Source organism: Avibacterium sp. 21-594, assembly GCF_026226815.1.
GTDB lineage: Bacteria > Pseudomonadota > Gammaproteobacteria > Enterobacterales > Pasteurellaceae > Avibacterium > Avibacterium avium.
The window spans coordinates 288719-304998 of sequence record NZ_JAKKOC010000001.1 but is presented as its reverse complement, the minus strand read 5'-3'; the positions used below and the strand labels follow the sequence as shown (position 1 = coordinate 304998).

The window sequence follows — 16280 nt, the reverse complement described above, 5'->3', positions numbered from 1 at the left end:
AAGGATAACAAATGGAAAAGCCTTGGTTTATCAATTATCCAGAAGGTGCAGAAAAGCATATTGACACTTCTGCCTATGAAAATATCTTAGATATGTTTGATAAGGCGGTGCGCGAACACCCCGATCGTGCCGCTTATATTAATATGGGGCAAGTGCTGACTTTTCGTAAATTAGAAGAGCGTAGCCGCGCCTTTGCTGCTTATTTACAAAATGAATTGAAGTTACAACAAGGCGATCCTGTGGCATTGATGATGCCAAATTTATTGCAATATCCTATTGCGCTATTTGGTATTTTACGCGCTGGAATGGTGGTGGTGAATGTTAATCCCCTTTATACACCAAGAGAGCTAGAACATCAGCTACAAGACAGTGGCGCAAAAGCTATTGTGGTGGTGTCAAATTTCGCTTCAACCCTTGAAAAAGTGGTGTTCAATACAGAAGTAAAACACGTTATTTTAACCCGAATGGGCGATCAACTTTCTTTTGGTAAGCGAACGCTGGTGAATTTCGTGGTGAAATACATTAAAAAGCTCGTGCCAAAATATAAATTACCGCACGCCGTAACGTTCCGTGAAGTGCTGGCTGTGGGCAAATATCGTCAATATGTGCGTCCGCATTTAACTGGTAATGATCTTGCTTTCTTACAATATACAGGCGGTACAACAGGCGTTGCCAAAGGCGCAATGCTTTCTCATCACAATATTATTACCAATGTATTTCAGGCAAAATGGATTGCCTATCCTTTTGTGGGTGATCACACTCGAGAGCGTAAAGCCATTCTCGCGTTACCCCTTTATCACGTGTTTGCTTTAACGGTAAATTGTCTATTATTTATTGAGTTAGGGGTTACTGCCGTTCTGATTACTAATCCGCGTGATATTGATGGTTTTGTCAAAGAGATGAAAAAATACCGCTTTGTTGCTATCACGGGGGTAAACACCTTATTTAACGCTTTGTTGAATAATGAAAATTTCAAAGAAATCGATTTTTCACAATTAAAACTTTCCGTTGGTGGGGGTATGGCCATTCAGCAATCTGTGGCAGCTCGTTGGCACGAAACCACCGGCTGTAACATTATTGAAGGCTATGGAATGACAGAATGTTCGCCATTGATTGCCGCTTGTCCAATCAATGTGGTGAAACACAATGGCACTATTGGTGTTCCCGTGCCGAATACGGATATTAAAATCATCAAAGACAATGGCGAAGAAGCTCAACTTGGCGAACCAGGGGAGCTTTGGGTGAAAGGTGAGCAGGTGATGCAAGGTTATTGGAAACGTCCTGAAGCCACCGCTGAAGTACTGAAAGACGGCTGGCTTGCTACTGGCGATATTGTGGTGATGGACGAATCTTACAGCTTACGCATTGTAGATCGCAAAAAAGATATGATCTTGGTTTCAGGCTTTAATGTGTATCCAAATGAAATTGAAGATGTGATTATGCTCAATTACAAAGTAGCAGAAGTGGTGGCCATTGGCGTGCCAAATGAAGTGTCGGGCGAAACCATTAAAGTATTTGTGGTGAAAAAAGATGAAAGTCTGACGCGTGATGAGCTACGCCAACATTGCCGCCAACATCTCACGGGCTATAAAGTACCGAAAGACATTGAATTTCGAGATGAATTACCAAAATCCAATGTAGGTAAAATTCTACGCCGCGTACTGCGCGATGAAGAATTAGCCAAACAACCAGCGAATTAACGCACAATTTTTAGGCATCTGTTTACAGATGCCTTTAATTTATTTTTACTATATAAACAATTCGTTGTTTCAATTTGCTCAAGGGGAAATAATTGCTTAGAATGAGCAAGTTTTTATTTTCTTTCTTTTTATTTTGTGGGGGCTTGACCGAAAGTGCGGTCAAATTTCAATTAATTTATGACAATTCTTGTTTTAGGCATTAACCATAAAACCGCTTCTGTGGCATTGCGTGAAAAAGTGGCGTTTTCTGATGAAAAGCGTCAGCAGGCATTGCAACAAATTGAGCAATCTGCTTTGGCAGACAGTGCAGTGATTTTGTCCACCTGCAACCGCACGGAAGTGTATTTTCATAATAAAGCCATTTCCCCACAAGATGATGCGCAATGGCAACGCCAATGTATTGATTGGCTGAGCGAAATTCATCAGCTTGATAAAGAAGAGTTGAATCATAGCCTTTATGTCAAACAAAATCAGTTCGCCACGCAACATTTAATGCGTGTCGCGTGCGGATTGGATTCTCTTGTATTGGGTGAGCCACAAATTTTAGGGCAAGTGAAGCAAGCCTATCAGCTAAGTGAGGATTATTATCAGCAACATCAAGGGGCGATTTCAGGCCAGCTTTCTCGCTTATTCCAGAAAACCTTTTCCACTGCAAAGCGTGTGCGTACGGAAACCAGTATTGGTGAAAATGCCGTGTCGGTGGCCTATACCGCCTGCACGCTCGCCCGTCAAATTTTTGATAGCCTACGCCAGCTTAATATTTTGTTAGTTGGGGCTGGAGAAACCATTGAATTGGTGGCGCGCCATTTATTACGCCACGGCGTGAAAAGTTTAACCATTGCCAACCGAACCCTTGCTCGTGCTGAACAGTTAGTGGAAAAGCTGGGATCGGCACAGAAAATTCGTGTGGTAGGGCTAGATGATCTTCAAGCAGCCTTAGAGCAGGCCGATATTGTGATCAGCTCAACAGGCAGCCCAAACACCTTGATTAGCCAAGCAATGGTACAGCAAGCGCAGAAAAAGCGTTGTTATAATCCAATGCTAATTGTTGATATTGCCGTACCACGTGATGTAGAAGAAAGCGCAGGCGAAGTGGAAAGCGTTTATCATTACACCGTTGATGATTTGCAAAATATCATTCAGCGTAATCTCACCCAGCGGGAACAGGCTTCCGCCGAGGCAGAACAGATTATTGATGAAGAAAACCAAGCCTTTTTTGAATGGCTCAAGGTGCACCAATTTTCTAATTTAATTCGCCGTTATCGCGAAGAAGCGGAGCAAACCCGCCAAGAAATGCTTGAAAAAGCCTTGAGTGCCTTACAGCAAGGTGAAAGTGCGGAGCAAATTTTGCAAGAATTAAGCTATAAACTAATGAACAAATTGATCCACACTCCAACCCAAGCAATGCAAGCTATGGTGAAATCAGGTAACGCACAAGGCTTGCAAGCATTTTCGCAAGAAATTCAAACCAAACTAGAATAAGGCGAAAAAATCGCCTTATTTTACACCGCACTTTTCTTAATATTTCACTGAATTTTTCATATTGACATTAACCCTATGTTAAGGTTTATGCTATGCAAAATTTTTACTAGAAGGAGAAAAAGATGAAAACTACTGTGTTAGCGTTAAGCGATTTATCTTGCCAACATTGCGTAAAATCCGTACAGAAAACCTTAGATGGCATTTCTGGCGTGCAAAGTGCCGAAGTGAGTTTAGATAAAGCCGTTGTAGTGGGCGATGTTGATCCGCAAGTGTTGATTAATGCTATTGTTGAAGCTGGTTATCAAGCACGCCTTGCGGATAACTCGGCAAAGTAAGTTCACTACCCGAATCTTCCACAGAAACCTTAAAACCTGATCCTGTGGTAGTTGGACAACATCAGGATCAGGTTGCCCTTTTACTTGATGGCTTAAGCTGTGCCGCTTGCGTAATGAAAGTGCAAAAAGCCTTGCAAGCCGTGCCACAAGTCGCCCAAGTGCAAGTGAATTTAGCGGAACAAACTGCTTTAGTGAGCGGCAATGCCACGCCGCAATCTCTTGTTGCCGCCGTGCAGCAAGCAGGCTATGGCGCAGAAGTGGTGAATGATGATGCGCTGCGTGTAGAAAAACAGCAAAGCAAAAGTGCGCACGAAGTGAAGCAGCGTAAATGGCAAGGCATTGTTGCCCTTGGTTTAGGGGGGGCATTAATGTTTTGGGGCTTGCTTGGTGGCACAATGAGCCTGAATCAAAACAATCGCGTTTATTGGCTCGCGGTGGGTGTGCTGACCTTGTTGGTGATGATTGTGACAGGCAAACATTTTTATCAAAAGGCGTGGCAGAATTTACTCAATCGCACCGCTACAATGGATACCCTTGTAGCACTAGGCACTGGCACAGCTTGGCTTTATTCAATGTTTGTTTGCATTAATCCTGAGTTTTTCCCTGAAAATGCCCGTCATTTATATTTTGAAGCAGCGGCGATGATCATCGGTTTCATCAATTTAGGCAAAATGTTTGAAGCCAAAGCGAAACAACATTCTTCACAGGCCTTGGCGCGCTTGCTTGATCTTACCCCTAAAACCGTACATCTGGTTACACCACAAGGCACGCAAGACATTCCCCTTGCGAAAGTGCAAGCAGGAATGCAGTTACGCTTGCAAACAGGCGAACGTGTGGCGGTGGACGGCACAATTACAGAAGGGCAAGGTTGGTTTGACGAAAGTATGCTAACAGGCGAGCCTGTTCCCGTGCAAAAGCAGGCAGGGGACAAAATCAGCGCTGGAACGCTTATTTCAGATGGTACGGTGATTTACCGTGCAGAACAAATTGGTGAGCAAACTACCTTGGCCAATATCATCAAATTAGTGCGTCAAGCGCAGAGTAGCAAGCCCCAAATGGGACAACTGGCAGACAAAATTGCAGCGGTTTTTGTCCCTGTGGTGATTACCATTGCTTTAGTCGCCGCCTTGGTTTGGTATATTCTTGGGCCAGCGCCACAATTTTCTTATAGTTTGGTGATTTTTACTACCGTCCTCATTATTGCCTGCCCTTGCGCCTTAGGGCTAGCGACACCAATGTCGATTATTTCAGGTATTGGGCGTGCCGCGGAATTAGGCATTTTAGTACGAGATGCCGATGCCTTACAAAAAGCCGCTAGTGCTGATACTATTGTTTTTGACAAAACAGGCACGCTAACAAAAGGTTCTCCAAAAATCACCGCACTTTATTGTTTTAATGATTATTCAGAAACGCAAGTTAGCCAGCTTGCAGCAAGCCTAGAACAGGGTTCAAACCACCCCTTAGCCAAAGGTATAGTGCAGTTTAATCAAGAAAATCAAGGTGAACTCAAACCGCTTAATGCCTTTGCCACCTTGCAAGGTTTAGGGGTGAGTGGGGAAGTGGAAGGGCTTGAATTATTGCTCGGTAACCAAGCTTTAATGACGCAGCAAGACGTGGATATTCAGCCTGCAATGGCGATCTTTCAGCAACAAACAGAACGTGGCGCAACGGTGGTCTTTTTTGCGATCAATCGCCAATTAGCCGGGCTATTTGTGCTAAGCGATCCTTTGCGTGAAGATTCAGCGAATGCCTTACAACGCTTGCACGAACAGGGCTATCATTTGGTAATGCTCACTGGTGATCAAGAAAAAACGGCTCGTGCATTGGCGCAAGGCACGGTGATTGACAGCGTGATCGCAGGCGTGTTGCCTGCTGAAAAAGCGAATATCATCAAGGCATTACAGAAAGAAGGCCGCAACGTAGTGATGGTGGGGGACGGCATTAATGATGCGCCTGCCCTTGCCCAAGCAGACGTGAGTATCGCAATGGGCAGCGGTTCAGATATTGCCATAGAAACCGCAGAATTAACCTTGATGCGCCATAATATTTCTGCCGTGGCCGATGCCCTTTGCCTTTCCAAAGGCATCTTACGCAATATGAAGCAAAATCTGTTCGGCGCATTTATTTACAATATTTTAGGCATACCGATTGCCGCAGGGGTGTTGTATCCCTTGTTTGGTATTTTGCTTAACCCAATGATTGGCGGACTGGCAATGGCGTTGTCTTCCATCACCGTGGTGAGCAATGCCAATCGTTTGTTAAAATTTAAAGTGAAATAATTGATAAGGCTCATAACGAGCCTTATTTTTTATGAATTAGGCAAATAAAAAGAGTATAATCCCAACATCTGACGCACAGTAAAAGTGCGGTGCTTTTTTTGAGAATTTTCGAGGCAATGATGTCATTACAATTTAACGCAATCGCCTTGCTACTGGTGATTTTAATTTTGCTTGGCGTGTTAGGTAACAACAGTTCAATCACCATTTCGGCGACGATTTTGCTATTAATGCAACAAACCTTTTTGGCTAAATATATTCCTTTTATGGAAAAATACGGCTTAAATATCGGTATTATTATTCTCACCATCGGCGTACTTAGTCCGATTATTTCTGGCAAAATTCCTTTGCCTGCTTTTACTGAGCTGTTGAACTGGAAAATGTTTTTAGCCATTGCTGTGGGCGTGCTGGTGGCGTGGTTTGGTGGACGTGGGGTAAACCTAATGGGCGCACAGCCGACTTTGCTCACAGGATTATTAGTTGGCACAATTTTAGGTGTTGCCTTTGTGGGCGGTATTCCTGTCGGGCCGTTGATTGCGGCGGGTATTTTGTCTTTATTATTAGGTAAGAGCGGTTAAAAATTTTCTCATTTTTCACAATGAAGCGGAGTTGAATACTTCGCTTTTTTTGTATTTGAATAATTTAACAGTTCAAAGCAAAGGAAAAAATATTAAAGGAGATATGTCGATAATAAGAGAATATAAAGAAAATTTGGAGCGGGAAACGAGGCTCGAACTCGCGACCCCAACCTTGGCAAGGTTGTGCTCTACCAACTGAGCTATTCCCGCAAGAGATAAGGAGATTGGAGCGGGAAACGAGGCTCGAACTCGCGACCCCGACCTTGGCAAGGTCGTGCTCTACCAACTGAGCTATTCCCGCATATTCCGTAAGGAACGGGGCGTATTATACGAAAAATTTTTACGCCCGCAAGTAAAATTATAAAAAATTTGATTGCTTGTTTAGTTATTGATCAGAAAGCGAGATTTTTCCCATTTCTTAGCAATAAATAGGCTAAGGCATTTTGATAAAATGCTCACGATAATAAGCCAGTTCCGCAATAGATTCACGAATATCATCTAAAGCAAGGTGGGTATTTTTCTTACTAAAACCTTTTAACATTTCAGGATTCCAACGCGCTCCAAGTTCTTTCAAGGTGCTGACATCAAGGTGGCGATAATGAAAATAGTCGGCGAGTTCAGGCATATATTTGAATAAAAAGCGTTTATCTTGCGCAACGCTGTTGCCACAAATGGGCGATGCACCTTTAGGCACCCATTTTTTTAGGAAATCTAAAGTTTGTAATTCCGCGGCACGTTCGGTGAGTTTGCTTTGCTTTACGCGTTCAATTAAACCATTTTCGCTATGGGTTTTCTGACACCAAGCGCTCATTTTGGCCAGTAAACTATCTGGTTGATGAACGGCAAGCACAGGGCCTTCTGCAAGAATATTGAGATCTTTGTCAGTTACAATGGTGGCAATTTCAATGATGCGTTCTTTTTCGGGATCTAAGCCCGTCATTTCTAAGTCAATCCAAATAAGGTTTTGTTTATCTAATTGCATTAGGGTATCCTATGTGAGTTTTATTTTGATGAGTTCAGAATATTTTAACCGAAAACCAACCGCACTTTAAGGATTTATCTTTGAGCAAACAAAAATTAACTTACAATCAGCAGCGTAGAATTCGTTCTAACAATGCAAAAACATTACAACGTCACAAATCCAGAAGTGATGATATTCAGTGGCAAGATGAAATGCTTGGCCCAACGCAAGAAGGCACGGTGGTAACTCGTTATTCTTTGCATGCCGATGTGGAAAATGAGCAAGGTGAAATTTTCCGCTGTAATTTACGTCGCACTTTGGCAAATTTAGTGGTTGGCGACAAAGTGCTGTGGCGTCAAGGCAGCGAGCAGTTACAAGGCGTGAGCGGTGTGATTGAAGCCATTCACCCGCGTAAAAATGAAATCACACGCCCTGATTATTACGATGGCCTAAAAGTGATCGCGGCAAATATTGATCGCATCATTATTGTGTCCGCGGTGGTGCCTGAGTTGTCTTGGAATATTGTCGATCGCTATTTAGTAGTGTGTGAAAATGCGAAAATCCCTGCGGTGATCGTGATTAATAAAGCTGATTTATTATCGGAAAACCAGCGTGAAGCAGTGGAAAAACAGCTTAAGGTTTATGAAAAAATAGGCTATCAAACGCTGATGATTTCTGCCAAAACAGGCGAAAATATGCAAAATCTTACCGCACTTTTATCGCAAGGCACGTCTATTTTTGTGGGACAATCAGGGGTAGGCAAATCCAGTCTAATCAACAGCATTTTACCTGATGTGAATGCGCAAGTTGGTGCGGTGAGCGAGGGAACAGGATTAGGCCGCCACACCACCACCTCTTCTCGTCTTTATCATTTACCGCAAGGGGGCGATCTGATTGATTCTCCAGGGATTCGTGAGTTCGGTTTATGGCATTTGGACGCCGATCAAATTACGAAAGGATACCGTGAATTCCAGTATGTGCTAGGCACTTGTAAATTTAGGGATTGTAAACATTTGAGTGATCCGGGGTGTGCATTGCGTGAAGCCGTTGAGCAAGGAAAAATCGATCCCGTAAGATTTAAAAACTATCATAATTTAATTGAAAGTTTATCTGAAACAAAGGGGCATAGACACTTCTTCACTCAGGACAATGGTTAAATAAAGGTTAATAAACGCATAAAAAAACGCCGTTTCAAGCATTTTTTTGTGATGTACTTCAAATTTTGCGTTGATTAGGGTTGATTATTGTTGTGTTAAGTTGAATACTAGTTTCAGATTTATTTTTAAAGATGAAATAAATACAACGATTGAATGGTAAGCTTTATAGTTACTGTTTGATGTTAGGATAACATTTATACTTAAACAATTTACTAAGAGGATTTTACTATGTACTCAAAAGATGTTGAAATTATTGCTCCAAATGGTTTACATACTCGCCCTGCGGCTCAGTTTGTAAAAGAAGCGAAAGCCTTTGCTTCTGACATTACTGTAACTTCTGGTGGCAAAAGTGCAAGTGCAAAAAGCCTTTTTAAATTACAAACTTTAGGTTTAACACAAGGAACTGTGATCACCATTTCTGCTGAAGGCGAAGATGAGCAAAAAGCAGTAGATCATTTAGTCGCTTTAATTCCTACATTAGAGTAATCATACCATTAGCCACAAATTTCACTTTCAAGGGAAAGTCTGTTTGTGGCTATTGTTCTATTTATAGCCAGATTTAATTATTAGTTCGGAAGGTCACTATGATTTCAGGTATTCCAGCATCACCCGGTATTGTTTTCGGTAAAGCCCTTGTTTTAAAAGAAGAAAAAATTATTCTTGATACACAAAAAATTCAAGATGATCAAATTGAGGCTGAGGTTGCACGTTTTTATCAAGGACGCGATGCGGCCGTTGAGCAATTAACCGCAATTAAAGATAGAGCTTATGCTTCATTAGGTGAAGAAAAAGCAGCGATCTTTGAAGGTCATTTAATGATTTTGGAAGATGAGGAATTAGAAGAAGAAATCATTGATTATTTACGCACTAATAAAGTGAATGCAGGGGTTGCTGCAAGCACCATTATTGATCAGCAAGTGGCAATGTTGTCAGAAATTGATGACGAATATTTAAAAGAGCGTGCAGGGGATATTCGTGATATTGGTAATCGCTTAATTAAAAATATTTTAGGTATGCACATTGTTGATCTTGGTGAGATCAACGAAGAAGCTATTCTTGTTGCTTATGACTTAACGCCATCAGAAACGGCACAGCTTAACCTTGATAAAGTGCTTGGTTTTATTACTGATATTGGTGGCAGAACTTCTCATACTTCAATTATGGCACGTTCATTAGAATTGCCAGCGATTGTGGGGACAAACACGGTTACTCAACAAGTTAATACCGGTGATTTCTTAATTCTTGATGCGGTGAATAATTGTGTTTATGTAAACCCAAGTCAGGAAGAAATTGATCGCTTAAAAGCCTTAGAAGCACAATTAGCGGAAGAAAAAGCAGAATTAGCGAAATTAAAAGATTTGCCTGCGCTCACTTTAGACGGTCATCGCGTTGATGTGGTAGCAAATATTGGTACAATTCGCGATGTAGAAGGAGCTGATCGTAATGGTGCGGAAGGCGTAGGCTTATATCGCACAGAATTTTTGTTTATGGATCGCGATCAGCTGCCAACGGAAGAAGAACAATTTATCGCTTATAAAGAAGTTGTTGAAGCGATGAATGGCCGTTTAGTGGTATTAAGAACAATGGATATTGGTGGTGATAAAGAGTTACCTTACTTAAATCTACCAAAAGAAATGAATCCATTCTTAGGCTGGCGTGCTATTCGTATTGCCCTAGATCGTAAAGAAATTTTACACGCGCAATTAAGAGCCGTATTAAGAGCATCAGCTTTCGGTAAATTAGCTGTCATGTTCCCAATGATTATTTCTGTGGAAGAAATTCGTACATTAAAAGCAGAAATTGAAGTATTAAAAGCGCAGCTACGCAATGAAGGCAAGGCTTTTGACGAGAACATTCAAATTGGCGTGATGGTGGAAACCCCATCTGCGGCAGTGAATGCAAAATTCTTAGCGAAAGAAGTGGATTTCTTCAGTATTGGTACGAACGATTTAACTCAATATACCCTTGCGGTGGATCGTGGTAACGAATTAATTTCTCATTTATATAATCCAATGACCCCATCTGTATTGAGCTTAATCAAACAGGTGATTGATGCTTCCCACGCTGAAGGTAAATGGACAGGTATGTGTGGTGAGCTAGCGGGTGATGAAAGAGCAACGTTATTGCTACTTGGTATGGGCTTAGACGAGTTTAGTATGAGCGCAATTTCAGTGCCAAGAATTAAAAAATTGATCCGCAATGTAAACTATCAAGATGCAAAATTGCTTGCTGATAAAGCGCTCGAACAGCCAACAGCAGCAGATATTGAAAAATTGGTTGCAGACTTTTTAGCAGAAAATGCATTAAACTAGATACCAATTATTCAAGTTTTGGGCTAGAATAACCCAAACATTCACTTAGTAGGAGACTAAAAATGGGTTTTTTTGATAAATTATTTGGTTCAAAAAGCAATAAAACCGTTGAAGTAGAGATTTATGCACCGCTTTCAGGTGATATTGTGAACATTGAAGATGTACCAGATGTTGTTTTCTCAGAAAAAATTGTTGGTGATGGTATTGCAATTCGCCCAACAGGTAACAAACTTGTAGCCCCTGTTGATGGTGTTGTAGGTAAAATCTTTGAAACCAATCACGCTTTCTCAATGGAATCTACCGATGGTGTGGAATTATTCGTTCACTTTGGTATTGATACCGTTGAATTAAAAGGTGAAGGTTTCAGACGCGTTGCTGAAGAAGGTCAAACCGTTAAACGTGGTGATACCATTATTGAATTAGATTTAGAATTACTTGAAGCCAAAGCAAAATCAGTGCTTACCCCTGTAGTGATTTCTAATATGGATGAAATTAGCCATATTGAGAAAAAAACAGGTGAAGTTGTTGCTGGCGAATCAGTTGTTCTTGTGGTGAAAAAATAAATCATCTTATTAAAAAAACCCATTCTATTGGTTCAGTAGAATGGGTTTTTTGTTATAAATAACTTTATTTTGGTAGATGATTTTTGAAAAGTGCGGTGATTATTTAGTGTATTTTTCAAAAAATCTTATACTTTTTATAAATTTTGTTAAATATTTGTAAACGGGTTTTAATAGTTGTAGAATAGCCCAGATATAAGTATTAGTTATCCATCCATTGTTCAATTTCTTATCGAAATTGGATTTAACTTCAACTTAATTAATAAGGAAAAGACTATGTCAGAAATGTTAACAAATGACGTAGATCCGATCGAAACCAATGATTGGTTATTGGCGATCGATTCAGTAATTCGTGAAGAAGGTGTTGAAAGAGCACAGTTTATTATTGATCAATTAATGCAGCACGCGCGTGCTAATTCTGTTTCTTTACCGACAGGTGTAACCAGCGATTATATTAATACAATCCCTGTTGAAGAAGAGCCAAATTACCCAGGAAATTTAGATCTTGAACGTCGTATTCGTAGTGCGATTCGTTGGAATGCAATGATGATGGTATTGAGAGCCTCTAAAAAAGATTTAGAGCTTGGCGGCCATATGTCATCTTTCCAATCTTCTGCGACAATCTATGAAGTTTGTTTCAACCATTTCTTTAAAGCGCGTACCGAAAAAAATGGTGGCGACTTAGTTTTCTTCCAAGGTCATATTTCTCCGGGAATTTATGCGCGTGCTTTTGTTGAAGATCGTTTAACTGAAGAGCAATTAGATAATTTCCGTCAAGAAGTTCACGGAAAAGGCCTTTCTTCTTACCCTCACCCTAAATTAATGCCTGAATTCTGGCAGTTCCCTACAGTATCAATGGGTCTTGGGCCATTGAATGCTATTTATCAAGCACGTTTCTTAAAATATTTACATAACCGTGGCTTGAAAGACACGGCAGATCAAACCGTTTACGCATTCTTAGGTGATGGCGAAATGGATGAAGTAGAATCTCGCGGTGGTCTTGCTTTCGCAGCGCGTGAAAAATTAGATAACCTTGTTTTCGTGATCAACTGTAACTTACAACGTTTAGACGGTCCAGTAACAGGTAACGGTAAAATTATTCAAGAATTAGAAGCACAATTTAACGGTTGTGGCTGGGAAGTGATCAAAGTTGTTTGGGGTCGCCGTTGGGATCGTTTATTACAACGTGATACGTCAGGTAAATTATTACAATTAATGATGGAAGTGGTTGATGGCGACTATCAAACCTTCAAAGCAAAAGATGGTGCTTATGTACGCAAACACTTCTTTGGTCGTTATCCTGAAACTGAAGCTTTAGTGGCAGAAATGACAGATGATGAAATCTGGGCATTAAACCGTGGTGGTCACGATCCATTAAAAGTTTTCGCTGCATTCAATAAAGCAAAACAAGTTAAAGACAAACCAGTTGTATTGCTTGTGAAAACCATCAAAGGTTATGGTATGGGTGATGCCGCTGAGGGTAAAAATATCGCTCACCAAGTTAAGAAAATGGATATGTCGGGCGTTAAACACGTTCGTGATCGTTTCAATATTGCGGTATCTGATGAAGATATCGAGAAATTACCATACATCAAGTTTGAAGAAGGTTCAGAAGAGTACAAATATCTTCACGAGCGCCGTCAAGCATTAAATGGTTATTTACCAACGCGTGCGCCACGCTTTACCTATGAGCTTGAAGTGCCTGCACTAGAGGAGTTTGCACAATTATTTGAAGCCCAATCTCGTCCAATTTCAACCACAATGGCGTTTGTTCGTTCATTAAACGTATTGTTGAAAAATAAATCTGTGGGTAAACACATTGTGCCAATTATTGCAGACGAAGCGCGTACTTTCGGTATGGAAGGGTTATTCCGTCAAATTGGTATTTATAACCCACACGGACAAAACTATACGCCACAAGATCGCGAACAAGTTTCTTACTATCGTGAAGCCATTGATGGTCAAGTGTTACAAGAAGGGATTAATGAACAAGGTGCAACCGCATCTTGGATTGCGGCAGCAACCTCTTATAGCACAAACAACGTACCAATGATTCCATTCTTTGTGTATTACTCAATGTTTGGTTTCCAACGTGTTGGTGATTTAATGTGGTTAGCTGGCGACCAACGTGCGCGTGGCTTTATGATTGGTGGTACTTCAGGTCGTACAACACTAAACGGTGAAGGCTTACAGCACGAAGATGGTCATAGCCATATCCAATCTTCAGTTATTCCAAACTGTATTTCTTATGATCCTGCTTTTGCGTTTGAAGTGCCTGTGATTATTCAAGACGGTGTTCGCCGTATGTATGGTCCAGAGCAAGAAGATGTGTACTACTACATCACAACCTTAAATGAAACCTATGAGCAACCAGCAATGCCAAAAGGTGCAGAAGAGGGTATTCGTAAAGGTATTTATAAATTTGAAACGGTAACTGGACAAGGTAAAGGCAAAGTTCAATTATTAGGTTCAGGTGCGATTTTACGCCACGTTCGTGAAGCAGCGAAATTGCTTGCAGATGACTTTGGTGTTACTTCTGATGTGTATAGCGTAACTTCATTTACGGAAGTTGCACGTGATGGCGCAAATGTAGAGCGTTGGAACTTATTACACCCTGAAGCAGAAGCCAAAACACCATACATTGCACAAGTAATGAATGATGCGCCGGCTGTAGCAGCGACAGATTACATCAAGCTTTATGCAGAACAAGTACGTGCTTATGTGCCAGCACAAAGTTATCGTGTATTAGGTACAGACGGTTTTGGTCGTTCAGACAGCCGTGAAAACTTACGTGAACATTTTGAAGTGAATGCACATTATGTTGTGATCGCCGCATTAACTGAGCTTGCAAAACAAGGTACAGTTGATAAGAAAGTTGTGGCAGATGCTATTGTAAAATATGGCATTGATGCAGATAAAATTAATCCACTTTACGCATAATTAACATCGCTCCCCTTGCTTTGGTGAGGGGAGTTTTGAGGAAAAAAGAAAATGGCTAAAGAAATTCAAATTCCAGATATTGGTGGCGATGAAGTAACCGTTACCGAAGTAATGGTAAAAGCGGGTGATACGGTTGAAGTTGATCAATCAGTAATTAATGTTGAAGGTGATAAAGCCTCTATGGAAGTGCCTTCACCTGAAGCGGGTGTCATTAAAGAAGTATTAGTAAAAGTTGGTGATAAAGTTTCAACAGGTACACCGATGTTTATTTTAGAAGGTGCAGCTGCTGCACCAGCACCTGCCGTGGAAGAAAAAGCTGCGCCTGCTGCTCCACAAAGTGCGGGTGGTTCTGTGATTGAAATTCACGTTCCAGATATTGGTGGCGATGAAGTAAACGTGACTGAAATTTTAGTGAGCGTAGGCGATTCTGTTTCAGAAGAACAATCTATTTTAAACGTAGAAGGTGATAAGGCCTCAATGGAAGTGCCTGCGCCTGTAGCTGGTGTGGTAAAAGAGATTCTTATTAAAGTAGGCGATAAAGTTTCAACTGGTTCATTAGTAATGAAATTTGAAACCACTGCCGCAGCGCCAGCAGCTCAACCAGCGGCTGAAGCACCAGCAGCTGCTGCAGTATCTGGTGGCGTACAAGATGTTCACGTTCCAGATATTGGCGGTGATGAAGTAAACGTAACTGAAATTATGGTTGCTGTGGGCGATAGCGTTTCTGAAGAGCAATCATTAATTACTGTTGAAGGCGACAAAGCTTCAATGGAAGTCCCTGCACCATTTGCTGGTATAGTGAAAGAAATCTTAGTGAAATCAGGGGATAAAGTTTCAACTGGTTCATTGATTATGCGTTTTGAAGTAGCAGGTTCAGCACCTGTAGCAGCCCCAGCGGCTCAACCAGCAGCGGCACCTGCACAAACTCAAGCAGCTGCACCTGCTGCGCCAGCACAATCAGCTCAGCCTGCTAACCAAGCAGAAGTTACAGCAAGTGCAAGTTTTGCTCACGCAACACCAGTTGTTCGCCGTTTAGCGCGCGAATTTGGCGTAAACCTAGATAAAGTGAAAGGAACAGGCCGTAAAGGTCGTATCCTAAAAGAAGACGTTCAAGCTTATGTGAAAGCGGCAGTGAAAGCCGTAGAAAGCGGTTCTGTCTCTGCAACATCAACAGGTGCAGCAAATGGTGCGGGTTTAGGCTTACTCCCTTGGCCGAAAGTGGACTTCAGCAAATTTGGTGAAGTAGAACAAGTGGAATTAGGTCGTATCCAAAAAATCTCCGGTGCAAACTTACACCGTAACTGGGTAATGATTCCGCACGTTACACAATGGGATAAAGCGGATATCACCGATTTAGAGCAATTCCGTAAAGAGCAAAATGTGCTTGCGGAAAAACAAAAACTTGATGTAAAAATTACCCCACTTGTATTTATTATGAAAGCGGTAGCGAAAGCTTTAGAAGCTTATCCACGCTTCAATAGCTCGTTATCCGAAGATGCACAAAGCTTGATCTTGAAAAAATACGTTAATATTGGCGTCGCAGTCGATACACCAAATGGTTTGGTTGTACCAGTATTTAAAGATGTGAACAAAAAAGGCATTATCGAACTTTCACGTGAATTAGCGGAAATCTCGAAAAAAGCACGTGCAGGTAAATTAACGGCTTCGGATATGCAAGGTGGTTGTTTCACTATTTCAAGCTTAGGTGGTATTGGTGGTACACAATTTACGCCAATTGTAAATGCCCCAGAAGTGGCGATTTTAGGTGTGTCTAAATCTGAAATGACACCGGTGTGGAACGGTAAAGAATTCACACCACGCTTAATGTTACCATTATCACTTTCTTACGATCACCGTGTGATTGATGGTGCAGATGGCGCAAGATTTATCACCTTCATTAATGGTGTATTAAGCGATCTTCGCCGTTTAGTAATGTAATTTCCTGAGCGTTTCTCATTAATAATGGGAAACGCTGTTTA

General features: G+C 41.3%; 12 protein-coding genes and 2 tRNA genes. 11 read left to right on the top strand and 3 right to left on the bottom strand.

The features are described 5' to 3' along the window. Positions 1–11 precede the first annotated feature (11 nt). From fadD to L5B76_RS01400, 5 genes are all read left to right on the top strand, one after another. A complete protein-coding gene (gene fadD / locus L5B76_RS01420; RefSeq protein WP_265753951.1) occupies positions 12–1700 on the top strand; it encodes a long-chain-fatty-acid--CoA ligase FadD in 1689 nt (562 codons plus the stop codon). A gap of 177 nt (positions 1701–1877) precedes the next feature. Continuing rightward, entirely contained in the window at positions 1878–3182 is a 1305-nt protein-coding gene (gene hemA, locus L5B76_RS01415) for a glutamyl-tRNA reductase (protein WP_265753950.1), read from the top strand. A 122-nt stretch (positions 3183–3304) separates the two neighbouring features. Then, the gene (locus tag L5B76_RS01410; protein ID WP_103855319.1) at positions 3305–3517 is read left to right on the top strand and encodes a cation transporter; all 213 of its coding nucleotides are present in this window, start codon (positions 3305–3307) and stop codon (positions 3515–3517) included. Positions 3518–3561: 44 nt separating this feature from the next. Continuing rightward, the gene (locus L5B76_RS01405) at positions 3562–5796 is read left to right on the top strand and encodes a copper-translocating P-type ATPase (RefSeq protein ID WP_442780763.1); all 2235 of its coding nucleotides are present in this window, start codon (positions 3562–3564) and stop codon (positions 5794–5796) included. 119 nt (positions 5797–5915) lie between these two features. Beyond that, positions 5916–6371 (top strand): DUF441 domain-containing protein, encoded by a 456-nt coding sequence (locus L5B76_RS01400; RefSeq protein WP_115249721.1) that lies wholly within the window; start codon positions 5916–5918, stop codon positions 6369–6371. A 134-nt stretch (positions 6372–6505) separates the two neighbouring features. On the opposite strand, the gene L5B76_RS01395 is transcribed toward L5B76_RS01400, so the two are convergent. From L5B76_RS01395 to orn, 3 genes are all read right to left on the bottom strand, one after another. After that, positions 6506–6581, bottom strand: a tRNA-Gly gene (locus L5B76_RS01395). A 15-nt stretch (positions 6582–6596) separates the two neighbouring features. Further along, a tRNA-Gly gene (locus tag L5B76_RS01390) sits at positions 6597–6672 on the bottom strand. A 132-nt stretch (positions 6673–6804) separates the two neighbouring features. Beyond that, a complete protein-coding gene (gene orn, locus L5B76_RS01385; RefSeq protein WP_265753949.1) occupies positions 6805–7353 on the bottom strand; it encodes an oligoribonuclease in 549 nt (182 codons plus the stop codon). An 80-nt stretch (positions 7354–7433) separates the two neighbouring features. On the opposite strand from orn, the gene rsgA reads away from it, so the two are divergent. From rsgA to aceF, 6 genes are all read left to right on the top strand, one after another. Next, on the top strand, positions 7434–8489 hold the full coding sequence (gene rsgA, locus L5B76_RS01380) for a small ribosomal subunit biogenesis GTPase RsgA (RefSeq protein WP_265753948.1): 1056 nt from the start codon (positions 7434–7436) through the stop codon (positions 8487–8489). A 228-nt stretch (positions 8490–8717) separates the two neighbouring features. Then, positions 8718–8975: a phosphocarrier protein Hpr gene (gene ptsH / locus L5B76_RS01375; protein ID WP_100295592.1), complete on the top strand. Its 258-nt coding sequence runs from the start codon at positions 8718–8720 to the stop codon at positions 8973–8975. Between the two features lie 98 nt (positions 8976–9073). Then, entirely contained in the window at positions 9074–10801 is a 1728-nt protein-coding gene (ptsI, locus tag L5B76_RS01370) for a phosphoenolpyruvate-protein phosphotransferase PtsI (protein WP_265753947.1), read from the top strand. Positions 10802–10863: 62 nt separating this feature from the next. Then, positions 10864–11364 carry a PTS glucose transporter subunit IIA gene (gene crr, locus L5B76_RS01365; RefSeq protein ID WP_115249718.1) on the top strand — a complete coding sequence of 167 codons (501 nt, stop codon included), beginning with the start codon at positions 10864–10866 and terminating at the stop codon, positions 11362–11364. A 273-nt stretch (positions 11365–11637) separates the two neighbouring features. Next, positions 11638–14301 carry a pyruvate dehydrogenase (acetyl-transferring), homodimeric type gene (gene aceE, locus L5B76_RS01360; RefSeq protein WP_265753946.1) on the top strand — a complete coding sequence of 888 codons (2664 nt, stop codon included), beginning with the start codon at positions 11638–11640 and terminating at the stop codon, positions 14299–14301. Positions 14302–14352: 51 nt separating this feature from the next. Further along, positions 14353–16239 carry a pyruvate dehydrogenase complex dihydrolipoyllysine-residue acetyltransferase gene (aceF, locus tag L5B76_RS01355; RefSeq protein WP_265753945.1) on the top strand — a complete coding sequence of 629 codons (1887 nt, stop codon included), beginning with the start codon at positions 14353–14355 and terminating at the stop codon, positions 16237–16239. Positions 16240–16280: the final 41 nt, after the last annotated feature.